Annotated in this window: 22 protein-coding genes; 12 read left to right on the forward strand and 10 right to left on the reverse strand. The window is 71.6% G+C overall.

Going from position 1 to position 23,088, the window contains the following annotated elements; genetic code table 11:
* Positions 1-2: 2 nt before the first annotated feature.
* From EXU48_RS17105 to EXU48_RS17125, 5 genes are all read left to right on the forward strand, one after another.
* The gene (locus tag EXU48_RS17105) at positions 3-296 is read left to right on the forward strand and encodes a YggT family protein (protein WP_133108891.1); all 294 of its coding nucleotides are present in this window, start codon (positions 3-5) and stop codon (positions 294-296) included.
* Positions 297-384: 88 nt separating this feature from the next.
* The gene (locus EXU48_RS17110; protein WP_207947795.1) at positions 385-1,074 is read left to right on the forward strand and encodes a DivIVA domain-containing protein; all 690 of its coding nucleotides are present in this window, start codon (positions 385-387) and stop codon (positions 1,072-1,074) included.
* 86 nt (positions 1,075-1,160) lie between these two features.
* Positions 1,161-1,907, forward strand: coding sequence for a signal peptidase II (gene lspA, locus EXU48_RS17115; protein ID WP_133108893.1), 747 nt, complete (start codon positions 1,161-1,163; stop codon positions 1,905-1,907).
* Positions 1,908-1,917: 10 nt separating this feature from the next.
* Complete coding sequence (locus EXU48_RS17120) at positions 1,918-2,826, forward strand: RluA family pseudouridine synthase (protein WP_407938745.1); 909 nt, start codon at positions 1,918-1,920, stop codon at positions 2,824-2,826.
* Positions 2,823-3,311 carry a GNAT family N-acetyltransferase gene (locus EXU48_RS17125; RefSeq protein ID WP_133108895.1) on the forward strand — a complete coding sequence of 163 codons (489 nt, stop codon included), beginning with the start codon at positions 2,823-2,825 and terminating at the stop codon, positions 3,309-3,311. Before EXU48_RS17120 ends, EXU48_RS17125 begins: the two co-directional genes overlap by 4 nt.
* 96 nt (positions 3,312-3,407) lie before the next feature.
* On the opposite strand, the gene soxR is transcribed toward EXU48_RS17125, so the two are convergent.
* Positions 3,408-3,869: a redox-sensitive transcriptional activator SoxR gene (gene soxR, locus EXU48_RS17130; RefSeq protein WP_133108896.1), complete on the reverse strand. Its 462-nt coding sequence runs from the start codon at positions 3,867-3,869 to the stop codon at positions 3,408-3,410.
* A 51-nt stretch (positions 3,870-3,920) separates the two neighbouring features.
* On the opposite strand from soxR, the gene EXU48_RS17135 reads away from it, so the two are divergent.
* Positions 3,921-5,393, forward strand: a complete 1,473-nt coding sequence (locus EXU48_RS17135) for an MFS transporter (protein WP_235857096.1) — start codon at positions 3,921-3,923, stop codon at positions 5,391-5,393.
* A gap of 48 nt (positions 5,394-5,441) precedes the next feature.
* On the opposite strand, the gene EXU48_RS17140 is transcribed toward EXU48_RS17135, so the two are convergent.
* Entirely contained in the window at positions 5,442-5,648 is a 207-nt protein-coding gene (locus tag EXU48_RS17140; RefSeq protein ID WP_133108897.1) for a hypothetical protein, read from the reverse strand.
* Between the two features lie 91 nt (positions 5,649-5,739).
* Here EXU48_RS17140 and EXU48_RS17145 point away from each other — a divergent pair, with 91 nt between their 5' ends.
* Positions 5,740-6,213, forward strand: a complete 474-nt coding sequence (locus EXU48_RS17145) for a YqaA family protein (protein WP_165962870.1) — start codon at positions 5,740-5,742, stop codon at positions 6,211-6,213.
* Between the two features lie 26 nt (positions 6,214-6,239).
* On the opposite strand, the gene EXU48_RS17150 is transcribed toward EXU48_RS17145, so the two are convergent.
* Together EXU48_RS17150 and EXU48_RS17155 are read right to left on the reverse strand one after the other, a co-directional pair.
* Positions 6,240-7,517, reverse strand: a complete 1,278-nt coding sequence (locus EXU48_RS17150; RefSeq protein WP_133108899.1) for an aminotransferase class I/II-fold pyridoxal phosphate-dependent enzyme — start codon at positions 7,515-7,517, stop codon at positions 6,240-6,242.
* A 19-nt stretch (positions 7,518-7,536) separates the two neighbouring features.
* Entirely contained in the window at positions 7,537-8,406 is an 870-nt protein-coding gene (locus EXU48_RS17155) for an endo alpha-1,4 polygalactosaminidase (RefSeq protein ID WP_165962871.1), read from the reverse strand.
* Between the two features lie 163 nt (positions 8,407-8,569).
* Here EXU48_RS17155 and dnaE point away from each other — a divergent pair, with 163 nt between their 5' ends.
* Complete coding sequence (gene dnaE, locus EXU48_RS17160) at positions 8,570-12,115, forward strand: DNA polymerase III subunit alpha (RefSeq protein WP_133108901.1); 3,546 nt, start codon at positions 8,570-8,572, stop codon at positions 12,113-12,115.
* 37 nt (positions 12,116-12,152) lie between these two features.
* Here dnaE and EXU48_RS17165 read toward each other — a convergent pair whose 3' ends face one another.
* The 3 genes from EXU48_RS17165 to EXU48_RS17175 all read right to left on the reverse strand — a co-directional run bounded on the left by EXU48_RS17165 (position 12,153) and on the right by EXU48_RS17175 (position 13,271).
* Complete coding sequence (locus EXU48_RS17165; RefSeq protein WP_133108902.1) at positions 12,153-12,497, reverse strand: cupin domain-containing protein; 345 nt, start codon at positions 12,495-12,497, stop codon at positions 12,153-12,155.
* A gap of 117 nt (positions 12,498-12,614) precedes the next feature.
* A complete protein-coding gene (locus EXU48_RS17170) occupies positions 12,615-12,866 on the reverse strand; it encodes an RNA-binding S4 domain-containing protein (RefSeq protein WP_133108903.1) in 252 nt (83 codons plus the stop codon).
* Positions 12,867-12,884: 18 nt separating this feature from the next.
* Positions 12,885-13,271, reverse strand: coding sequence for a nuclear transport factor 2 family protein (locus EXU48_RS17175; protein WP_133108904.1), 387 nt, complete (start codon positions 13,269-13,271; stop codon positions 12,885-12,887).
* A gap of 119 nt (positions 13,272-13,390) precedes the next feature.
* Here EXU48_RS17175 and hisD point away from each other — a divergent pair, with 119 nt between their 5' ends.
* Together hisD and EXU48_RS17185 are read left to right on the forward strand one after the other, a co-directional pair.
* Positions 13,391-14,710, forward strand: coding sequence for a histidinol dehydrogenase (gene hisD / locus EXU48_RS17180; RefSeq protein WP_133108905.1), 1,320 nt, complete (start codon positions 13,391-13,393; stop codon positions 14,708-14,710).
* Between the two features lie 38 nt (positions 14,711-14,748).
* Positions 14,749-16,011: an MFS transporter gene (locus EXU48_RS17185; RefSeq protein WP_133108906.1), complete on the forward strand. Its 1,263-nt coding sequence runs from the start codon at positions 14,749-14,751 to the stop codon at positions 16,009-16,011.
* A gap of 24 nt (positions 16,012-16,035) precedes the next feature.
* Here the strand turns inward: EXU48_RS17185 and EXU48_RS17190 are convergent, their stop codons facing one another.
* Both EXU48_RS17190 and EXU48_RS17195 read right to left on the reverse strand, forming a co-directional pair.
* The gene (locus EXU48_RS17190) at positions 16,036-17,718 is read right to left on the reverse strand and encodes an acyl-CoA dehydrogenase family protein (RefSeq protein ID WP_133108907.1); all 1,683 of its coding nucleotides are present in this window, start codon (positions 17,716-17,718) and stop codon (positions 16,036-16,038) included.
* On the reverse strand, positions 17,715-18,329 hold the full coding sequence (locus tag EXU48_RS17195) for a P-loop NTPase family protein (protein ID WP_133108908.1): 615 nt from the start codon (positions 18,327-18,329) through the stop codon (positions 17,715-17,717). Before EXU48_RS17195 ends, EXU48_RS17190 begins: the two co-directional genes overlap by 4 nt.
* Positions 18,330-18,447: 118 nt before the next feature.
* Between EXU48_RS17195 and EXU48_RS17200 the strand changes: the two genes are divergently transcribed.
* Positions 18,448-18,708 carry a PspC domain-containing protein gene (locus tag EXU48_RS17200; RefSeq protein ID WP_133108909.1) on the forward strand — a complete coding sequence of 87 codons (261 nt, stop codon included), beginning with the start codon at positions 18,448-18,450 and terminating at the stop codon, positions 18,706-18,708.
* 21 nt (positions 18,709-18,729) lie between these two features.
* On the opposite strand, the gene EXU48_RS17205 is transcribed toward EXU48_RS17200, so the two are convergent.
* Positions 18,730-20,949, reverse strand: a complete 2,220-nt coding sequence (locus tag EXU48_RS17205) for a RecQ family ATP-dependent DNA helicase (protein ID WP_133108910.1) — start codon at positions 20,947-20,949, stop codon at positions 18,730-18,732.
* 328 nt (positions 20,950-21,277) lie between these two features.
* On the opposite strand from EXU48_RS17205, the gene EXU48_RS17210 reads away from it, so the two are divergent.
* Complete coding sequence (locus tag EXU48_RS17210) at positions 21,278-23,077, forward strand: FG-GAP-like repeat-containing protein (RefSeq protein ID WP_133108911.1); 1,800 nt, start codon at positions 21,278-21,280, stop codon at positions 23,075-23,077.
* Positions 23,078-23,088: the final 11 nt, after the last annotated feature.

Raw genomic sequence — 23,088 nt, forward strand, 5'->3', positions numbered from 1 at the left:
CCGTGGCGTGGGTCGTCGGGGTCATCTATCTGGTCCTCCTGCTGTTCCTGATCCTCCTGCTGGTCCGGGTGGTGCTGGACTGGGTGATCCAGTTCGCCCGGGAGTGGAAGCCTTCCGGCGTGATGCTGGTGGTCGCCGAGGTGGTGTACACCGTCACCGACCCACCGCTGAAGACGCTCCGTCGGCTGATCCCGCCGCTGCGCCTGGGTGGCTTCTCCCTCGATCTCGCGTTCCTCGTGCTGATCATCGTGGTCTCCGTGCTGATGGCCATCCTGCGACCGCTGACACCTGCATGAGGTGCAAGTACCGAGAAGTCCGCTACCGTGAACCTGCGTCAGTGACACACTGTCGCTGATCCGAACGACCTAGACCGAGGTGACGACTATGGCGCTGCTGACGGCAGACGACGTCCTCAACAAGAAGTTCCAGCCGACCAAGTTCCGTGAGGGCTACGACCAGGACGAGGTCGACGACTTCCTCGACGAGATCGTGAACACCCTGCGGGTGGTCGGCGGCGAGAACGAGGAGCTCAAGGCCAAGCTCGAGGCGGCGGAGCGTCGCGTCTCCGAGTTGTCCGGATTCGCCGGCGGTGGCGAGGCAGCCGCCGCCTCCGTCGAGGACACGACGCAGTTCGCCGCGGTCGGCGACCAGCCCGAGGCCGAGGCGGCCCCCGAGGCCGAGGAGGCACCGGCCCCCGCAGCCGCGGCCGCCTTCACCCCGCCGTCCGCCGGGACCGAGCCCGAGTCCGCGACCGGCATGCTCCAATTGGCCCAGCGGGTCCACGACGAGTACGTCAGCAACGGCAAGGCCGAGGCCGACCGGATCGTCTCCGACGCCACGGCCGAGGGCGAGCGCCTCACCCGCGAGGCCGACGAGCAGCGGGCCCGCACCCTCAACCAGCTCGAGGGTGAGCGTTCCCTGCTCGAGCGCAAGATCGACGAGCTGCGGGTGTTCGAGCGGGACTACCGCACGCGCCTGAAGAGCTACCTGGAGGGCCTGCTCTCCGACGTCGAGGGTCGCGGCAACGTGTCCTCGTCGTACTCGGACCAGGCCGGCGAGTCGCGCCGCCCGTAGGTCGTAGCGCACCATAGTTCCACCACGGCGGCGGGCCTCCGACCAGGGGGCCCGCCGCCGTTCCTGAGCCGGAGAGGGCAGCACCCATGGACCGTTCGACGGAGCCGACCCCGTCGGACGCCGAGCAGACGCACCGCTCGACCGACTCCTCGGCCGGTGGCCGCCACCAGGCCACCGCGCCGGCCCGGCGCCGGCGCCTGCTCGCGCTGTTGGTCGGGCTCACGGTGGTGGTGCTGGTCGTGGATCAGGCGACCAAGTACCTCGCGGTGACCCGGCTGGAGCCGGGTGAGTACGTCCCGGTCATCGGGGACTTCCTCGGGCTGAGCCTCGTGTTCAACTCCGGGGCTGCCTTCTCGTTCGCGGAGGGTTCCACCTGGATCTTCACGATCGCGGCGACCGTGGTCACCACCGTCATCATCGTGGTGGCCCGACGGCTCGGGTCGCTCGCGTGGGCGATCGCCCTCGGCGCTCTGCTCGGGGGTAACCTCGGCAACCTCGCGGACCGGCTGTTCCGCGAGCCCGGGTTCGGCAAGGGCCACGTGGTCGACATGATCAACTACAACAACTGGTTCGTCGGCAACGTCGCGGACATCGCGATCGTGCTCTCCGCGATCGGGATCGCGGTCCTCACCTTCCGCGGCCTCGGCGTGGACGGTCGCCGCCTGGCTCCGGCCGGCCCCGACGCGGAGGCGACCACCGACGACGAGGCGAGTTCCGCCGTCGAGCCGGAGGGGACCGGACCCGATCGGGACCCGACCACCGACGAGGAGGCGAGCACCGCCGTCGAGCCCGGTGACGGCGCGACGACCGCCGACGGCTCCGACCGTGGCTGACACCCGCGCGATGCCTGTCCCGGACGGGCTCGCCGGCGAACGCGTCGACACCGCGCTGGCCCGGCTGCTCGGTCTGAGCCGTACCCGCGCGGCCGAGCTCGCCGCGAACGGCGACGTGCTCCTGGACGGGCGCCCGCTCGGCAAGTCCGACCGGCTCACCGCGGGCGGCTGGCTCGAGGTGACCCTCGCGGACCTCGCGCCGACGCCGGCTGCGCCACCGGAGCCGGTGCCCGGCATGGCCATCCGGTTCGACGATGAGGACGTCGTGGTCGTGGACAAGCCGGTCGGAGTCGCCGCGCACCCGAGCCCGGGCTGGACCGGGCCGACGGTCGTCGGTGGACTGGCCGCGGCGGGGTACCGGATCTCCACCTCCGGCGCACCGGAGCGGCAGGGCGTGGTACACCGACTCGACGTCGGCACCTCCGGCCTGATGGTCGTGGCCAAGAGCGAGCGCGCGTACACCGTGCTCAAGCGTGCGTTCAAGGAGCGCACCGTCGAGAAGGTCTACCACGCCGTGGTCCAGGGGCATCCGGATCCGTCGACCGGCACGATCGATGCCCCGATCGGGCGGCACCCCACCCTCGACTACAAGTGGGCCGTGGTCGCCGACGGCAAGGACAGCGTCACCCACTACGAGACGCTCGAGGCGATGCGGCGGGCGTCCCTGCTCCAGATCCGGCTGGAGACCGGCCGGACCCACCAGATCCGGGTGCACATGAGTGCCGTGCACCACCCGTGCGTGGGTGACCTGACCTACGGAGCGGACCCGAGCATCGCCACGGAACTGGGCCTCACCCGGCAGTGGCTGCACGCGATGCGGCTCGGCTTCCACCATCCCGGCACGGGGGAGTGGCTCGAGGTCACGAGTTCCTACCCGGAGGACCTCGCCCTCGCCCTGGAGAGGCTGCAGGCGCCGTGAGGGTGGTCCGGATCGACCCGGCGGACCCCGCGGCACTGGCCCGGGTGCACGCGATCCGGTTCGAGGTGTTCGTCGGCGAACAGGGTGTGCGCGCCGACGAGGAACTCGACGACCTGGACGCCCGGCCGGGCACCTCGCACGTGCTCGTCACCGACGACCCCGACGACGCCACCGGGGCCGCCGACCTCGGCACCGCACGGCTGCTCGCCGACCCGGCGCACCCGGGCACCGTGCACGTCACCCGGGTCGCGGTGCGGGGCCGGGCCCGACGGCGGGGCGTGGGCGGGGTGCTGATGGTCGCCCTCGAGGAGATCGCGCTGGCCGAGCACGCGGCGGGGGAACCGGCGACGGTACGGGTCGAGCTGTCCGCACAGGAGGGCGCGCTGCCGTTCTACGCGGCCCTCGGCTACGCGATCGGCACCGACCGCTACCTCGACGCCCGGATCTGGCACCGCGACGCCGTGAAGGTGCTCACGGCGCGCTGACGTCCGGCACTCCGCCCGGCGAGCAGGTCCAGGCGAGCGAGTCGGGCACGGGCGGCTCGGTCGGCGTGAAGCGGCTCGGTCGGCCGGACGCGACACTCAGCCGACGTCGTCCCAGCGCCGCGGGCCGGCTCCGGTCTCGCCGAGGGTGTCCGACGGGTTCTGCAGCGTGCAGGTGCGCAGGCTCAGGCAACCGCAGCCGATGCAGCCGGTCAGGTCGTCGCGCAGGTGCTCCAGCGCCGCGATCCGCTCGTCGAGTTCGGTGCGCCAGATCCGGGACAGCCGGGCCCAGTCCGCCTTCGTCGGGGTGCGGCCCGAGGGTAACGACTCCAGCGCCTCCCGGATCCTGGCCAGCGGGATCCCGACCCGTTGGGAGACCCGGATGAACGCGACCCGGCGCAGCGTGTCCCGCCGGTAGCGGCGCTGGTTCCCGGGCGTGCGCTCGGCGCCGATCAGCCCCTGCCGCTCGTAGAAGTGCAACGCCGACGGCGCCACCCCGCTGCGCGCGGAGAGTTCGCCCACGGTCAGCACGTGCGTCTTCCCACCCTCGATCCGGGGCATCGTCGAAACCTCCTTGACCTCAACCACTGTTGAGACTCTAGCCTGCTCGTCATGACCCCATCCGTGGCCGCGGAGCCACCCCTGACCGTGCTCGGCCCGCGGCTGCGCTGGATCAGCATCGGCATGTGCGCCCTCGTGTTCCTGGCCGCGTTCGAGTCCCTCGCGGTGACCACGGTGATGCCTGGCATCAGCGCCGCTCTGGACGGAGCCTCGCTGTACGCGCTGGCGTTCTCGGGCCCGCTTGCGGTCGGCATCATCGGGATGGTGGTCGCGGGCCAGTGGTCGGACCGGACCGGGCCGCGGAGTCCGCTGCTGGCCTCCCTCGCCCTGTTCGTGGTCGGGCTCGCCATCGCCGGGCTCGCCGGCTCGATGGAGATCCTGGTCGCCGGGCGGCTCCTGCACGGACTCGGTGGCGGGGCGATCACGGTGGCCCTGTACGTGATGGTCGCCCGGATCTACCCGGCCGACCTGCACCCGCGGATCTTCGCGGGCTTCGCCGCCGCCTGGGTGGTGCCCTCCCTGGTGGGACCGTTCCTGGGTGGGCTGGTCGCCGAGCATCTCGGCTGGACCTGGGTGTTCCACGGCGTGATCCTGCTCGTCGTCCCGGCGGTCCTCATGCTGCGACCTGCGCTGCGCCGGCTCGCCGCGGACACCCCGAGTGCCCGGGCGCCCTGGCGCCCGGCCACCGTCGGCTGGGCGGTGCTGGCCGCGGCCGGGGTGCTCGCTGTCGACATCGCCTCCGCCACCGGGACCACCGGGGGCCGGGTTGGGGCCGCCGCCGCGTTCATCGTGGTGCTCCTTGCGCTGCGTCCGCTGCTGCCGACCGGTGCCCTGCGGGCCAGGCGCGGTCTCCCGGCCGTCATCACGCTGCGCGGCGTGCTGTCCGGGGCGTTCCTGGGCGCGGAGGTCTACCTGCCCTACCTGCTCACCGACGTCCACCACGTGAGCCCGGTACTGGCGGGCTTCGCCCTGACGTTCGGTGGGCTCGCGTGGGCGCTGGCGTCCCAGATCCACGGGCGGGTCGCGGCCCGGGTCAGCGACCGGGGCGTGCTGCGCCTGGGCACCAGCCTGGTGCTGTTCGCGATCGCCGCCTCGATGCTGACCAGTCTGCTCGCGGCCCCACCGCTGGCCACGGTGATCGTGTGGACCTTCGCGGGCGCCGGCATGGGGCTGGCCTACCCGCGGATCTCCACGATGGTCCTCGCGATGTCCACGGACACCGACCGCGGGTTCAACAGTTCGGCGGCGACCATCGCCGACTCCATCGGCGGTGCCGTGGCCCTGGCCGGGACGGGCGTCGTGTTCGGCACCCTCACCGGCGGCCCGACGGCGAACGCCCCGTTCACCGGGGTGTTCGCCCTGGCCACGCTGTTCGCCGTGGGCGCCGCGCTCCTGGTGCGCCGGGCGGCCGCCTCACGCCGGGCCGGCTCCGAGACGCGCGCCGCACCGGCCGCCGGTCCTGAGGCGCCCACCGCCGGTCCCGAGGCGCCCACCGACCCGGACGAGGTCACGGTCGCGGCCTGACCGCGAGTGCGAAGTTGCCGACCTCGTCCACCAGAACGGAGCGCGCGCCTACAGGTGGCCCGTCTCGGGGTCGATCTGCGCGAGGAATCCTCGGATCTCGGCCTCGAGGAACCGGGCATCGAGGTCGGCGCCGGTGTTGCTGCCGATGCTGAAGCCGTACCCGGGGTTCGGCCCGGTCAGCCAGGTGAGGTGATAGGTGCCGGCCCAGCGGCGCACCTCGAACCGCTCGCCGTCGACCGTGACGGTCTCGACCATGGACATAGGTTTCCTCCCGCCGTGCCTCGACCAGTGGGCCGGGCGTACCGGACGCCTCCATCCTCCCAGACCGCCCGGTACTGTTCACGGCGTGCTGGAACTTGCCGCGGCCTTCGGCTACTGCCTGGTCTCGGCGATCCTGATCGTGCTGCCCGCCGAGGTGTACCTGCTCACGATGGCGGTGGTCTCGGAGGTCCCCGCGGTGTGGCTGGCGCTCGCCGGAGCGCTCGGGCAGGTGGCCGGCAAGATGCTCTACTATCTCCTCGGCCGCGGCGTGCTGGACCTCGCCCACCTGCGCAAGCGGTCGACGGCGAAGGGTCGGTGGGTGGACCGCATGGACCAGGTCGAGACCTGGTGCCGGCGGCACGTCTGGGGTCCGAGCCTGGTCACCGCCGTCAGTGCGTTCGCGGGCGTGCCGCCGTACGCGCTGGTCAGCGTGCTCGCCGGGACGGTGCGGATGCGTTGGTGGCTCTTCGCGCTGATCTCCGTCGCCGGACGCTGGTTGCGGTTCTGGGCCGTGATGGCGGTCCCGCACCTGCTTCCGGACACCCTGTTCGGGATCTGAACCGGACAGTCGAGACCGGCGGACCCTCAGTGGCCGAGCACCCGCAGCCGCCGCACCGCCTCGGTGAGCACCTCGGTCGACTTCACGAACGTGAACCGGACCGTCGTGGCCAGGGCCGTGTCGGCGTCGGACCCGGCCCGGGTGAACGCCGAGGTGGGAACGCCGACGACGCCGGCCAGGGCGGGAAGTTCCCGGCAGAGGTCCGCGCCGGTATCGATGCCGGTGGGCGCCAAGGTGCCGGCGAGCAGGTCCGCGGCGTCGGCGATCACGAAGTAGGTGCCCTGGGGCCGGATCACCGTGAACCCGGCGTCGGTCAGTCCCGCACAGAGCAGGTCCCGGCGCCCGGCCAGCGATGCGGCGAGGTCACGCACCCAGGTCGCGTCCGGACCCGACCCGGTCTCGAGCGCGAGCGCGGTGGCGATCGCCGGCTGGAACGGCGATCCGCTGACGTAGGTGAGGAACTGCTTGACCGCCCGGACCGCGTCGACGAGTCCCGCCGGACCGCTGACCCAGCCGATCTTCCAGCCGGTCAGGGAGAACGTCTTGCCGGAGGAGGAGATGGTCAGGGTGCGCTCGGCCATGCCGGGCAGGGTCGCCATCGGGACGTGCGTGACGCCGTCGTAGGTGAGGTGTTCGTAGACCTCGTCGGTCACCACCAGGGCGTCGTGCGCGAGCGCCAGGCGGGCGATCTCGGTCAGTTCGGCGCGGGTCAGCACGGCGCCGGTCGGGTTGTGCGGGGAGTTGAGCAGCACCACCCGGGTCGCCGGGGTGAACGCGGCCCGCAGTGCGTCGAGGTCCAGACGGAAGCCGTCGGCCGGGTCCTCGCCAGGCCGCAGCGGCGCGCTCGTGTGCCTCGCGCCGGCGAGGGCGATGACGGCGGCGTAGGAGTCGTAGAACGGTTCGAGGGTGAGGACCTCGTCGCCCGGACCGGCCAGGGCCAGGATCGCCGCGGCGATGGCCTCGGTGGCCCCGGCGGTGACCAGGACCTCGGTGTCCGGGTCCGGAGACAGCCCGTAGTGACGCTCCTGATGGGCGGCGATCGCCTCGCGCAGCTCCCGGATCCCGGGCCCCGGCGGGTACTGGTTGTGTCCGGCCGCGATCGCGGCCGCCGCGGCCGCCTTGACGGTCTCCGGGCCGTCGGCGTCGGGGAAGCCCTGACCGAGGTTCAGCGAGCCGGTGCTGGCGGCGAGCGCGGACATCTCCGCGAAGATCGTGGGCCGGGGCGCACCGGAGGCACCGAGCAGGCCCGCGGCGGCGGCCACCTCGCGCCAGGGTCCACGCGGCAGCGCGCTCAGTTCAGCCATCCGCCGACAGTATCCGCACTCACGGGCACCCCGCTCGCCACTCGTCGAGGTCGCGGTTCTTCAGGACCAGCGAGAACCCGGCCAGGGCAGGGTCGGAGCAGTATCCGTGGAAGGCGTCGGTGTCCGTCCGGTCGGTGTACTCGATCGCGAACACCGGCCGGCCGGCGTCGAGGTAGCCGCTCACGTCGGCGCACCAGCCGTCGGCCGCACAGTCCTCGGTGACGGCGAAGTCGAACTCCCCGACGAGGTCCTCGGTCAGGTCGGGCGCGTTCTTCTGCCCGACGGCGAGTCCCCGCTCGTGCGCGGCGCTCGCCCACCAGAGGGCGTAGGCGACGGCGTCGGCGCGGGTCAGGTCGAAGCCGGTCGCGGTGTCGTAGGAGTCGATGTTGTCCGGGTCGACGGCGTCGAAGCCCGCCGCGGCGCACCCATCCAGTCGTGCCTCCATCAGCGGCGCGAGGACCTCCAGACGGCGGATGTCCAGGAAGCGTTCCCCGTCCCAGCCCGGGTAGGCCGCCCCGATCACCTCGGTGGGGAACTCGTCGGCGTCGTCTCGCCAGTCCTCCCACGCGCCGGCGTTGACGTAGCAGATGGTGTGCGCCCCGGTCGCAGCGAGGGCGGCGACCCGGTCGGGTGCCGTGTCGGCGCCGTCGAGGTCGTACACGTCGACCCCGTCGAGTTCGGCGAGCTCCGCGCCGGGCTCGGCCGCGAGCACGATCTGCCAGGAGGGCACGGTCGGCCCGGCCTCGGGTGACCACCGGTCCGGATCTCCTGCACCACCGGCACCACCAGTACCTCCGGCACCGTCGGCGCACCCGACCGACACCGCCACCAGCGCAAGGGTCAGCACCAGCGGCGCCGCCCGCCGTCGGCCCCGAACCGTCCGCACCACCCGCACAGCGTACGGTTCGCGCCCGGCCCGGGCGCCGCCGTCGGAGATCGGGAAGCCTCCCGAGCGGCCCTGAACGGGACACGCCGGGCGGGACACGCCGAGGGCGCCGGGCACGCCGGACGGCCTACCCGAAGTGTCGGCGGCTCGACCTAGAATCTCCTGCATGTCCGACGATTTCGTGCACCTCCACGTCCACACCGAGTACTCGATGTTGGACGGGGCGGCACGGCTGGACGACCTGTTCTCCGAGGCGCAGCGGCTCGGCCAGTCCGCGGTCGCGACCACGGACCACGGATATCTGTTCGGCGCCTACGACTTCTGGTCGAAGGCCCGCAAGTACGGCATCAAGCCGATCATCGGCGTCGAGGCGTACGTCACCCCGGGCACGTCCCGCTTCGACAAGACGCGCGTGCGCTGGGGCGAGGCGAGCCAGGCGGGCGACGACGTCTCGGCGCGCGGCGCCTACACGCACATGACCCTGCTCTCGCGGACCACCGCGGGCATGCACAACCTGTTCCGGATGAGTTCGCTGGCCTCGCTCGAGGGGCAGCTCGGCAAGTGGCCGCGGATGGACCGGGACCTGCTGTCCACCTACTCCGAGGGCCTGATCGCCACGAGCGGGTGCGCGTCCGGTGAGATCCAGACCCGGCTGCGCCTGGGCCAGCGCGACGAGGCGGTCCGGGCGGCCGGGGAGCTCCAGGACATCTTCGGCAAGGAGAACTTCTACATCGAGATCATGGATCACGGTCTCGACATCGAACGGCGCACGTTCGCGGACCTGATCGAGATCGCGAAGGAGATCGGCGCGCCGCTGCTGGCCACCAACGACCTGCACTACACCAAGGAGGAGGACGCCCACGCGCACGAGGCGCTCCTGTGCGTGCAGTCCGGGGCCACGCTCGACGAGCCCACCTACGATCAGGGCGGCAAGCGGTTCGCGTTCGGTGGCCAGGGCTACTATCTGAAGTCCGCCGCCCAGATGCGCGAGCTGTTCCGGGACTACCCGGAGGCCTGCGACAACACGTTGCTCGTGGCCGAGCAGTGCGACGTGACGTTCACCGAGCAGGTCGGCAAGTACATGCCGCACTTCCCGGTGCCCGAGGGCGAGGACGAGATCTCCACCTTCGTGAAGTCCGTGGAGGTCGGTCTGCACAAGCGGTTCGGCGAGACCGTCCCGGACGAGGTCCGCAAGCAGGCCTCCTACGAGATCGACATCATCACCTCCAAGGGGTACGCCGGCTACTACCTGGTGGTCGCCGACTTCATCAACTGGGCCAAGGACAACGGCATCCGGGTCGGGCCAGGCCGTGGCTCCGGAGCCGGGTCCATGGCCGCGTACGCGATGAGCATCACCGAGTTGGACCCGCTGCAGAACGGGCTGATCTTCGAGCGGTTCCTCAATCCCGAGCGGATGTCGCTGCCGGACTTCGACATCGACTTCGACGAGCGTCGCCGCGGCGAGGTCATCAAGTACGTCTCGGACACCTACGGCGAGGACAAGGTCGCCTACATCGTCACCTACGGCACCATCAAGGCCAAGCAGGCTTTGAAGGACTCCTCCCGGGTGCTCGGCTACCCGTTCGGGATGGGGGAGAAGCTCACCAAGGCGATGCCCCCGGCGGTGATGGGCAAGGACGTCACCCTCACGGGCATCTACAACCCGCAGGACAAGCGGTACGCCGAGGCGGACGAGTTCCGCAAGGTCGTCGAGCTCGACCCGGACGCCCAGCGGGTGCTCGAGACCGCCCGCGGCCTGGAGAACCTGAAGCGCCAGTGGGGCGTGCACGCGGCGGGCGTCATCATCGCCAGCGAGCCGCTGATCGACATCATCCCGATCATGCGCCGGGAGCAGGACGGCGCCGTGATCACCCAGATCGACTTCCCCGCCGGGGAGGACCTCGGCCTGGTGAAGATGGACTTCCTGGGGCTGCGCAACCTGACCATCCTCGACGACGCGCTCGACAACATCGTCGTCAACGGCAAGGAACCGGTGGTCGTCGAGGACCTGCCCCTGGACGACCGCCCCACCTACGGTCTGCTCTCGCGTGGCGACACCCTCGGCGTGTTCCAGCTCGACGGCGGCGGCATGCGGTCGCTGCTGCGGCTGATGCGGCCGGACAACTTCGAGGACATCTCCGCCGTCGGCGCCCTGTACCGGCCGGGCCCGATGGGCGCGAACTCACACACGAACTACGCCCTGCGCAAGAACGGCCAGCAGGACATCACCCCGATCCACCCCGAGCTGGCCGAACCGCTCGAGGAGGTCCTCGGCACCACCTACGGCCTGATCGTCTACCAGGAGCAGGTGATGGCGATCGCCCAGCACCTGGCCGGGTACACGCTCGGGCAGGCCGACCTGCTCCGGCGGGCGATGGGCAAGAAGAAGCGCGAGGTGCTGGACGCCGAGTTCGACAAGTTCAGTTCCGGCATGGTCGAGCGCGGTTACTCCGCGAAGGCGATCAAGACCCTCTGGGACGTGCTCGTCCCGTTCTCCGACTATGCGTTCAACAAGGCGCACTCGGCCGCGTACGGGCTGGTCTCCTACTGGACGGCCTACCTCAAGGCGAACTACCCGACCGAGTACATGGCCGCCCTGCTCACGTCGACGCGGGACGACAAGGACAAGTCGGCGCTCTACCTCAACGAGTGCCGCCGGATGCGGATCACGGTCCTGCCGCCGGACGTGAATGCCTCCGCGGCCACGTTCACCCCGGTCGGGTCGGACATCCGGTTCGGCCTCGCCGCGGTGCGTAACGTCGGCAACAACGTGGTCGCCGCGATCGCCGCGGCCCGCGAGGAGAAGGGGGACTTCACCTCTTTCACGGACTTCCTCGAGAAGGTGCCCGCGGTGGTCTGCAACAAGCGGACCATCGAGTCACTGATCAAGGCCGGCGCGTTCGACTCCCTCGGCCACACCCGCCGTGCGCTGCTGATGGTGCACGAGCAGGCGGTGGACTCCGTGATCGGGGTCAAACGCAAGGAGGCGGAGGGCCAGTTCGACCTGTTCGCCTCGCTCGGCGGTGGGGACGCCGACGGCGGAGGTTTCGCCGTGGAGGTCCCGGACCTTCCCGAGTGGGACAAGAAGCAGAAGCTCGCCTTCGAGCGGGAGATGCTCGGCCTGTACGTGTCCGATCACCCGCTGTCCGGCATCGAGCACGTGCTCACCCAGGCGGCGGACGTCTCGATCGCGACCCTGAACGCGGACGAGGCCCGCCCGGACGGGTCCACGGTGACCATCGCGGGGCTGATCACCTCGCTGCAGCGCAAGATGTCGAAGCAGGGCAACGCGTGGGCAGCGGTCACGATCGAGGACATGGAAGGCTCGGTCGAGGTGATGTTCTTCGGCGAGACCTACCTGGCGTACTCCACGATCCTCGCCGAGGACCAGGTCGTGGTGCTGCGCGGGCGGGTCCGACGCCGGGACGAGGTCATGCAGTTGCAGGCCATGGAGGTCTCCATCCCGGACGTGTCCGTGGGCGACGACGCACCGATGCTGCTGTCCATCCCGACGAACCGGTGCACCACGCCGGTCGTCGAGCAGTTGCGCGACATCCTGTCCACGCACCCCGGGGTCACCGAGGTGCACGTCAAGCTCACCGAACCCGGGCGGGCCACGGTGCTCCGGCTCGAGGACGGCCTGCGGGTGGAGCGCACCCCGGCGCTGTACGGCGACCTCAAGGCGCTGCTCGGGCCGAGCTGCCTGGTCTGAGCCCGGCGCCGGCCGCCGCCGGACGGGCCGGACCGGTTCATTCCAGCCAGGTGGTGACGAACCGCTCGTTGGCATGGATGTGCACGGCCTCGTAACCGTCGGAGCCGGTCCGGAACGTGTGCGGGGTGTCCGCGGGGGCCACCAGGATCTGCCCGGCGTGGCCCTCGAGCTCGACGTCGCCGATCGTGAACGTGGCCGAGCCGCGGCGGATCAGGAACGTCTCCGCGTAGGGGTGCTGATGCAGGCGGGGGCCGACCCCGGCGCGGGAGGTGGACTCGAGGATCAGCGAGATCCCGGCTCCGCCGGGCAACTCCTCGTAGTTCTCGGCCCACTCCTCGCCGTCGCTGCGACCATCGGTGCGGTTGATCACGAGGCTGTCCATCGCTTCACCGTAACCGCGGACCGTGACGGCCACCAGGGTGCGCGCGTGCTCGCCGGCCGCGCCGGCCCGCGGCCGTGCCACCGGGCGCCACCGGGTCCCACCCGGCCGGCCACCCGCTCAGACGGGCCTGACCACCCGGAGCCGCCGGACGCCGTCGGGCAGGTCCACCTCGACCAGGTCGCCGGGGTGCAGCTGCCGGCCGCGGCGGGACTCCGCCTCGCCGTTGACGTCGATCGCCTCGTCGGAGAGCAGGGCGCGCGCGGTCGCGCCGTCGTCGGCGATGCCGGTGAGCTTGAGGAACTGACCGAGGCGGATCATGTCGTCACGGATCTCGACGTCGGTGGGCTGGTCGGGCTTCGGCGTGGCCATCGGGCCAGTATCCCAGCCTCACGAGGCGTCGACGGTGACCCAGGCCGCGCGCCACTGGGGTGCCTCGAACGGCTCGGCCCAGTACGCCGTCTCCCGGGCGATCCGGCGGTCCCGGAACTCGAAGATGAACACGCTGCGGTAGGCGGCCCCGCCTCCGTAGTCCAGCGTGGCCTCGAGGACCACCAGATCCGCGGCGGTCAGGATCCGTCGCGGCGTGACGGTCGGCAGGCCCGGGAACGCCCCGTAGACGGCCCGGCGGTTGTCGCCGCCGATCACCTGTTCGCCGGACTGGGGCCAGTCCATGACGGCGTCCTCGTGGAACAGCTCGTCCATGACCTCGGTCCGCTTGTCGTTGAGGCACTGGACCAACCGCTCGACGACGGCTCGGTTCTCGATCTCGTTCATGACGACCTCCTGGCCGCTCTCGCACGCTCCATCGCGTGCGGACCAGGCAAGTGTAGGCCCGACGTCGTCAGGGTACCTGGGAGTTCGGGCCGGTGGCCCGACGCCCTAGACTCGTGCGCGTGATGCGAACGATCGACCTGCGTGGCCGGGCACTTCCGGCGTCCGAGCTGCGAGCGGTGCTGCCGCGCGCCGAGGTGGACATCGAGGTGGCCATCGGGCGGGTCGCACCCATCCTCGACCGGGTCCGTGCCGAGGGCGCCCCGGCCCTGTACGCCTACGCCGAGCAGTTCGACGGCGTCCGGCCGGCCAGTCTGCGGGTGCCGGCCGTGGTGCTCGCAGCCGCCCTCGAAGAGCTCGCGGTCGACGTGCGCGTGGCCCTCACCGAAGCGATCCGGCGGGCCCGGCTCGGCCACGAGGCGCAGCTGCCCACACCGCGGACCACCGCGTTCGGACCCGGTGCCCGCGTGCACCAGAGGTGGATCCCGGTGCAGCGGGTCGGCCTGTACGTGCCCGGCGGGCTCGCGGTGTACCCGTCCTCGGTGGTGATGAACGTGGTCGCCGCGCAGGTCGCCGGCGTGGAGTCGCTCGCGGTCGCCAGCCCGCCGCAGAAGGACAACGACGGCCTGCCGGACCCGACGATCCTGGCGGCCTGCGCCCTGCTCGGTGTCGACGAGGTGTACGCCGTCGGGGGTGCCCAGGCGATCGGGATGTTCGCTTACGGGCTGCGCTCCGAGGGGCCCGAGGACTCCTGCGAGCCGGTGGATGTGGTCACCGGACCCGGCAACATCTACGTCGCTGCCGCGAAGCGGGCCGTGCTCGGGGTCGTCGGCATCGACGCCGAGGCCGGCACCACCGAGATCGCGGTGCTCGCCGACGCCGGCGCCGACCCCCGGTTCGTCGCGGCGGACCTGATCAGCCAGGCCGAGCACGACCCGGCCGCCGCGTCCGTGCTGGTGACCGACTCCGAGGACCTGGCGGCCGCCGTCGCCAAGGAGATCGAGACCCGCGCCACCACCGCCAAGCACGCCGCGCGGATCCGCGCGGCCCTGAGCGGTCCCCAGTCCGGCGTGGTGCTCGTCGACGACCTCGACCACGGCATCGACGTGGTCAACGCCTACGCCGCCGAGCACCTGGAGATCCAGACGGCCGACGCCGCCGCCGACGCTGCGCGGATCCGCAACGCGGGAGCGATCTTCGTCGGCCCGTACTCGCCGGTTCCGCTCGGGGACTACATCGCCGGCTCGAACCACGTGCTTCCCACCGGCGGCACCGCCCGGTTCGCCAGCGGGCTCGGCGTGCAGGCGTACCTGAAGTCGGTCCAGGTGATCGACTACGACGAGGCCGCCCTGAAGGAGGTCACGGACGACCTCGTCGCGCTCGCCGAGTCCGAGGACCTGCCTGCGCACGGTGAGGCCGCGCTGCTTCGTCGCGGGGACTGAGAACCCTTCCGACGACGACGGAGGACCGGGGGACGGGCATGAGCGAGGAACGACTGCGCACCCGGCCCGGGTTCGTGCGGTTCTGGACGGCGTCGACGGCGGCCGGGTTCGGCTCCTACGTCAGCGCCCTCGCGCTGCAGGTCCTCGTGGTGCAGGTCCTGGAGGCGGGCGCGACCGGCGTCGGCCTCGTCAACGCCGCCCGCTGGCTGCCGTACCTGCTGTTCGGCATCGTCGCCGGGGTCCTGGTGGACCGGGCCCGACGGCGGCCGGTGCTGGTGGGCGCGGACGTCGCCCGTGCGTTGCTGCTGACCGCGGTGCCCGCGCTGGCGCTCACCGGATACCTGAGCGTGTGGTCTCTGATGGTGGCGATGGCCCTCTTCGGGCTGATGTCGCTGCTGCATGACGCGGCATCCCAGTCCTACCTGCCGCGGCTCGTGCCGGGACCGCTCCTGGTCCGGGCGAATGCCCGGCTCGACCAGAGCGACGCGCTCGCCCAGACCACCGGGCCGGTCGTCGCCGGAGCCCTGGTCTCGATCCTGACCGCGCCCTGGGCGATGCTGGTGGACGCCGCCACCCGCCTCGTCTCCGCCTTCATGATCGCTCGGATCCCGATCGAGGAGGCGCCGTCGCAGAAGCTGACCCTGCGCGGGGTCGGCCGCGAGGCGAGGGAGGGGCTGGGCTGGCTGTACCGGCACCGGACCCTCGGCCCGCAGACGATCGGCACCCATGCGTGGTTCCTGTTCAATGCTGCCGCCGGTGCCGTGCTCGCCCCCTACGTGCTGACGGAGCTGGGGCTGAGCGCGTTCACGCTCGGACTGGTCCTCGCGATCGGCGGCACGGGTGCCCTGCTCGGCAGCCTCAGCGCGGTTCGGCTCGGCACCCGCTTCGGGGCCGGCCGGGTGGCGATCGCCTCCATGGCCGTCAACGGCGTCGGCTGGGCGATCATGGCGATCGGTGTGGGCCCGTGGGCGGGCGCGCTGCTGGTCGGTCTCGGTCAGGCGGTGCTCGGCTACTCGATGGGTACGTCCAACCCGAACGAGATGGGCTACCGGCAGGTCGTCACCCCCGATCACCTGCAGGGCCGCACGAACGCCACGGCGCGCTCCATCAACCGCGCCATGGTCGTCGTCGGCGCACCCGTGGGTGGGCTGGTCGGGGACGCGATCGGGTTCCAGCCGGTCCTGCTGGTCACGGCTGTCGGGTTCGTGGCGATCGCGGCGATCCTCTGGCTCACCCCGTACCGGGGCGCCCGGCTCGAGGAGCGCCCGGAGCCCGGCGCCGGGCCCGGTTCCGACCAGTAGGTGCGGCCGGCGCCGAGACCGCGGTCAGTGCCGGGCCAGGATCGCGGTGACGTCCGTCCCGGCCGGCAGCACTCCGTACTGCGCCGCCCGGTCCGCACCGAGGCGGGCCGCGACGAACGCCTCGGCCGACGCCGTCGGTGAGTGCCGCAGCATGAGCGAGGCCTGCATCGCCAGGGCGAGGGCCTCGGTGAGCCCGCGGGCGCCAGCCTGGCGGTCCACCGGTTCCTGGCCGGCGGCCGCGGTCAACAGTTCCCGGACCCGGCGAAGGTGTGCGTCGTAGGTGGGGTGCGCGCCGGCGGTGGTGGCCAACTCGTCGAGGACCGCCTGCACCGAACCGGGCTCGCGGGCGAGCGCGCGCAGGACGTCGAGGGCGATGACGTTGCCCGAGCCCTCCCAGATCGCCATCACCGGCTGCTCGCGGTAACGCATCGCGAGCGGGAACGCCTCGGTGTACCCGTTCCCACCGAGGCACTCCAGCGCCTCGAACGCGTGGTGCGGCCCACGCTTGCAGACCCAGTACTTCGCAAGCGGGGTCGCGAGGCGGCGGAACGCGACGTCCGCCTCGGAGGCGTCGTCCTCGTAGGCCGCGGCCAACCGAAGAGACGTGAGGGTCGCGGCCTCGGCCTCCAGGGCCAGATCCGCGACGACCGCGGCCATGGCCGGCTGGTCGACGAGCCGGGACCCGAACGCCTGCCGGTGTCGGACGTGCCAGAGCGCCTCGGCCACCGCCTGGCGCATGCCCGCGGTACTGCCGAGCACGCAGTCGAGCCGGGTGCGGGCCACCATCTCGATGATGGTGCGAACGCCACGTCCCGGCTCGCCCACCAGGTGGCCGACGGTGCCCTCGAACTCGACCTCGCCGGAGGCGTTGGACCGGTTGCCGAGTTTGTCCTTGAGTCGCTGGATCCGGAACACGTTAGGGGTCGCATCCTCCAGCACGCGGGGCACCAGCAGGCAGGACAGCCCTTCGGCGTTACCGTTGCGGGACGTCTGGGCGAGCACCAGGAACGCGTCGGACATCGGCGCCGAGCAGAACCACTTGTGCCCGGTGATCAGGTAGTCGCTGCCGCCGGCGTGCTCGCCCCAGGTGGTGTTGGCGCGAACGTCCGAGCCACCCTGCTTCTCGGTCATGGCCATACCCAGGAGTGCGCCGGGCTTCGCAGCCGGCTCGGCGAGGGCACCGTCGTAGCCGCGGGCGAACAGTCGCGGCAGCCAGCGATCGGCCAGGTCCGGCGTGGTGCGCAGCGCCGGGACCGCCGCGTGCGTCATCGACACCGGGCACGCGTGCCCGGGCTCGACCTGGGCGAAGAGCATGAACGTCGCGGCCCGGGCGACGTGCGCGCCGGGACGGGGGTCAGACCAGCCGCTCGTGTGCGCACCGTGCGCGACCGCCTCGGCGATCACCCGGTGGTAGCCGGGGTCGTAGTCGACGAGGTCCACCCGGCGGCCCCACCGGTCGTGGCTGCGCAGCAGCGGAGGGCGGGTCTGCGCGGCCACCGCGTCGGCCTGGAACGCGGCCGACCCGATCAGGGCGCCCGCCTGCTCAAGCACCGGCAGCCCCCACCCCGCACCGAATGTGGCCACGGCGTCGACGAGAACCGTGTTGCTGGTGAACTCGTTGACGTCCTCCCGCGCGGGTGCCTGGTTGACCACGTCGTGGGTCTCCCGGGCCCGTGGGTGCGTCGACTCCCGCTCGATGTCGGTCATGGCCGCAGGGTGGCCAACCACTGCTCGGTCTCGCGGGAGGTCCGCAGGCGCACCACGGTGGGAGTCTCGGGCTCCGCCCCCGGGCCGCCGCCGGCCGCGTCCCCCGGAGTCTCGCTCGGCACCCGCCCGCGACCCGGCACGGTCGACGGGTCGGCGGCCCAGCGCCGGATCCGCTCCCGCTTGCGGGCCCAGCTCTGGAAGTGCCACCTGATGATCGAGTCCTTCGAGAAGGCCTGACGCCAGGACTCGGTGTTGCCGTTGCACATCTCCTCACGGGTGATCGCGCGGGAGAGGGTCCGGCGAACCAGCCGCTGCAGGGAGAACCAGCGCGGGTAGTCGAGGGCGACGATCAGCTCGACCCGGGCGAGCGGCACGTCGACCCACTTGCCGTAGGCGGTGTCCATGACCCAGTGTTCCCGGGCGCAGATCTGCTCGGCGAGCCGGCGCTGCTCCTCAGGCGGCCGTTCGGTCCAGCCCGGAAGCCACCCGATCTCGTCGTCCACGGAATGCCATGGCAGGCCGCGGGCCTCGCCGATCCTGCGGGCCAGGGTGGTCTTGCCCGAACCCGTGACGCCGTAGACCAGGATCCGCCGAGCACGTGCGTCGTCCATCGGGCCATGCTGGCACACGGTGGGTGTTCCGTCAGGGTCCCGCTCGAGCCGATCCAAGGGGGGCGGTCAGGGCGATCCCGGATGTTGCGGTCGCCGATTGGCCCGTACCGTTGAGGACATGGACGCAATCTTCGACACCATCCGCAAGTTCGGCTTCCGCCGGGGGCCCAGCCGGATCCTGGGCGGCCTCGGTGGCGGGATCGCCGAACAGACCGGCGTCAGCGTCGGTCTCGCCCGGATCCTGATGCTGCTGCTCGGCCTGCTGCCCGTCATCGGCTGGGGCACCTACCTCGTCGCCTGGCTGCTGCTGCCCTGGCAGGACGGCTCGATCCCGCTCGAGCGATTCATCCGCCAGCTGACGAACAGCCGCACCCAGTAGCCCGCGTGCCCTGCCTGCCGCTCAGGCCTGTGCGAGCACGAGCGGCAGGACCGCGCCGGCGCCCGCGCGCCGCAGCAGCATCGCAGCATAGGCGAGCGTCCAGCCCGAGTCGGTGTAGTCGTCCACCAGGACGACGCTCTTTCCGGCCAGACCGGTGGCGGCCGCATCGGACAGGTCCAGCTCGAGCCGGCGTGCCACGGCCGCCAGGCGCTGGGCGGAGTTCACGTCATGTCGACCCGGCCCGCGTTCCGGCGCCGGCGCGACCCGCCCCACCATCGGGACCTTGAGCAGGCGGGCGACCCCCTGTGCGAGGTGCTGCACCAATTCGGGGCGGGTGGCCGAGTCCACGAACACCACACCGTCGGCGTTCGGTGCCCAGTCGGCGACCACCCGCATCAGCGGCGTCCGCAGGCCGACCGGCAGTTCGCCGTCGGGCGTGGACCCACCCACCGGCGCGAACAACTCACGCAGCGGCACCGACCACCCCAACCCGTCCAGCCGCGCGATGGCGCGACCCGTTTGCGCCCGCTCGCCCTCGCCCAGCCGTCCGCGCAGGTCCACCCCGAGCTCGGACATCCCGCTGGGCCACTGCCGCCGCGGTGTGATCTCGATGCCCGGGGTGTCCAGGCGCTCGCGGGCCGCCTCCACCACGTCCAGGTCCGGCGGCTCCGGCACGGTGACTCCACCGCAGTTGTCACAGCGCCCGCAGCGTTCGCCTTCCGCCAGTTCCGGGTCGTCCAGGTCCCGGCGCAGGAACGCCATGCGACATGCGTCGGTGCGTTCGTACGCGATCATCGCGTCCTGCTCGGCGACGCGGGCCGCCTCGACCCTCTCGTAGCGGTCGGCGTCATAGGCCCATTCCTGACCCGTGGCCGCCCAGCCACCCTGGACCCGGCGCACTGCGCCGTCCACGTCCAGGACCTTGAGCATCATCTCCAGCCGGGTCCGGCGCAGGTCGACCTGCGTCTCGAGGGCCGCCACGGACAACGCCCCCTCGCCGAGCATGGGCAGCGCGTCGATCGCGGTGCGCACGTCGGAGGCCTTCGGGAATGCGAGCGAGCCGAAGTAGTCCCAGATCTGCTTGTCCTCCGCGCCGGGCAGCAGGACCACGTCCGCGCGTTCGACGGCGCGTCCGGCGCGGCCGACCTGCTGGTAGTAGGCGATCGGCGACGGCGGCGCACCGAGGTGGATCACGAAGCCCAGATCCGGCTTGTCGAAGCCCATCCCGAGGGCGGAGGTGGCCACCAGCGCCTTGACCCGGTTCTCCTTCAGGTCCGACTCGAGTGCCTCCCGCTCGCTGGGGTCGGTCGCGCCCGTGTACGCCTGCACCGCGTAGCCGGCGCCCCGCAGCTGCCGGGCGACCTCCTCGGCGGCGGCCACCGTCAGGCAGTAGACGATCCCCGAACCGGCGTAGGAGCTCAGGTTGGCCGTGAGCCAGGCGATCCGGGTCGGTTGGTCGGGCAGGTGCGCGACGGCCAGGTGCAGGGAGGGCCGATCGAGCCCACCACGCAGCACGAGCACATCCGTGCCGAGCTGCTCGGCGACGTCCGCGGTCACGCGCTCGTTCGCGGTCGCCGTGGTGGCCAGAACCGGGATGCCGTCGGGGAGGTCGTCGAGCAAGGTGCGGATCCGCCGGTAGTCGGGCCGGAAGTCGTGACCCCAGTCCGAGATGCAGTGCGCCTCGTCCACGACGACGAGTCCGGCGCTCGCGGCCAGGCGGGGGAGGACCTCGTCCCGGAACGCCGGGTTGTTCAGGCGCTCCGGTGAGCAGAGCAGCACGTCCACCTCGCCGGCGGCGATCTGCTCGTGAATGGCGGCCCACTCGGTGGTGTTCGCCGAATTGATCGTCACGGCGCGGATCCCGGCCCGCGATGCCGCCGCGATCTGGTCACGCATCAGCGCCAGGAGCGGGGAGATGATCACGCTCGGCCCGGCGCCGTGTTCGCGCAGGAGTGAGGTGGCCACGAAGTAGACGGCGGACTTGCCCCATCCCGTGCGCTGCACCACGAGAGCCCGACGGCCGTCGTCGACCAGCGCGGCGATGGCCCGCCACTGGTCGTCGCGCAGTTCCGCGGCGTCGGAGCCCACCAGGCGCCGCAGCACGGTCGTTGCCCGCGCCCGGGTGTCGATCGGTGCGTGACTGTTCGTGGTGTCACCGTTCCGCTCGTCATCGTTCGGTGCGGCTGTGCTCGGAGCGGTGAGGCCGGCATCCGCGGTGTCGCTCGCTGGTGTCTCACTCATCGACGGCAGCCTTTCATGCCGGGCCGACACACGCGCGCGGCCTGTGGATCGACCTGGTCCACCAGCCCGGAAGTGTGTCGCGAAGTGTCCTTCAATGTCTAGACGATGAGGGATCGCGTCGAGCACTTGTGTTACCCAGGGGTGTTCGGTTCATGCCGATTGAGGCGAACTGGCGGAGTCATCGTCGATGATTCCAGCCGACAGTTCGCCTCGAGGTGCCATCTCCGTCTAGGCTGACGACTAGACGTAGCGGCGTCCATGCCGCACAATCCAGTGGTCCGTCCGGCCTCTGGCGACGGACAGACCTACCACCCCTTGGAATCGAGCCATGACGCCCCACTCCCTTCGTGCCCGTGCCGGTACTCGCGTCGGAGCCGCGACGATCGCGGCCGTGCTGATCCTCGTCGGGTTCGGAAGCCCGGCCTGGGCACAGCCAGCCGCGGACGACACGACCGCACCCGCCGAGGAGACGTCCGAGCCGGTCGAGGGCGAGACCCCGCAACCCCAGCCCACCGACCCGACGGACGGCGGCCCGACGGACGGCGACCCGACGGCGCACCCCACCCCCGAGGTGACGGAGCCACCGACTGACGAGGACGGTTCGACCGCCGCACCCGACGAGTCGTCCGCGAACCTGGTTGCGCCGCAGTCCGTGACGGCCGCGGCCGTTCCGATCCTGGTCGCCCCGCTGCGCCCGGGCACGTACCGCATGACGTCGGCGCAGGGACCACGGTGCGCCCCGACGATCAATGCCTCGCTTGCCCACATGGGGCAGGACATGGCCGCCCCGCTGGGCACGCCGATCTATGCGATCGCAGCCGGGGTCGTGCGCTACGCGAGGCCGGAGGCCTCGGCCGGGCAGTGGATCGTCATCGAGCACGTGATCGACGGCCGCATCGTCAGCAGTTCCTACTCGCACTCGCGTAACGCCACCGAGTTCGTCCGCGCCGGCGACCGGGTGGCGGCCGGCCAGCGCATCGCCACCGTGGCCTCGACCGGTGTCTCCACCGGGCCGCACCTGCACCTTGAGATCTGGGAGGGTCGCTACGGCAACGCAGCCGGCGGGAAGGTCGTCAACCCGGACACCTGGCTCGCTGCCCGCGGCGTGTCCCTGCGCGCCGGGGCGACGTCCGTATCCACGGTGAAGCCACCGACCTCATGCACCTACTGGGCGGCCGGGACGACAACCCTGTACGCGTCCCCGTCACGCAGCGCCGCGATCGTCACCATGGTCCGGGGTGGAACCGTTCTGACCACCCCCGGTGCCGGTGTGAAGACCAACGGGTTCATCCAGGTCACCACCTCGGGCACCACCGGGTGGGCGCCGGCGGGCCAGGTCTCCCCGAAGCGCACCAGCGTGACGCCGATCCCTCGCCACGTCGTCAACCTCGACTACACCGGTGATGGCGTCTCCGACGTCCTCGCGGCCGACGCGGCCGGACGCCTTCGCCTGTACCCCGGGAACGGCGCCGGGGGATGGGCGAGCTCCCGGCAGGTCGGTGCCGGCTGGTCCGGGTTCCAACTGATCGCTGCCAATGACTTCAACCGGGACGGCCGGGCCGACATCTTCGGTGTCGACACGACGGGACGCCTGTACTTCTACGCGGGCACCGGCAACGGCGGGTTCTCCACGCGGGTAGCCTTCGGGCGCGGCTGGTCCGCCCTGACCAACGTCTTCTCACCGGGTGACTTCAACGGTGACGGGAAGGCGGACCTGGTCGCCACCGACAGCGCCGGCCTTCTCTGGCTCTACCGAGGCAACGGCTCCGGTGGATTCTTACCCGGCCGCGTCCAGATCGGGCACGGTTGGCAGATGTTCACCCAGGTCATCGCCGGTGGAGACGCGAATCGCGACGGCCGTCCGGACATCCTGGCGGTAAACCGCTCCGGCCGACTGTTCGGCTACTTCGGCAATGGAACCGGCCGCTTCACCGGGTCACGGCAACTCGGTCACGGGTGGTCCGGTCTTCAGGTGCACGGTGTCGGCGGGTTCGACCTGGACGCTTACGACGACTACCTGGCGATCACGGCAGACGGGCGGATGTACCTCTACCGCGGTTCCCCGTCGGCCTGGGTGGGTGCCGGTCAGCAGGTCGGCCGCGGCTGGTCGACGATGCGCCTGGCCTGATCCGGCGCCGT

The sequence above is a fragment of the Occultella glacieicola genome (assembly GCF_004353825.1).
Lineage (GTDB): Bacteria > Actinomycetota > Actinomycetes > Actinomycetales > Beutenbergiaceae > Occultella > Occultella glacieicola.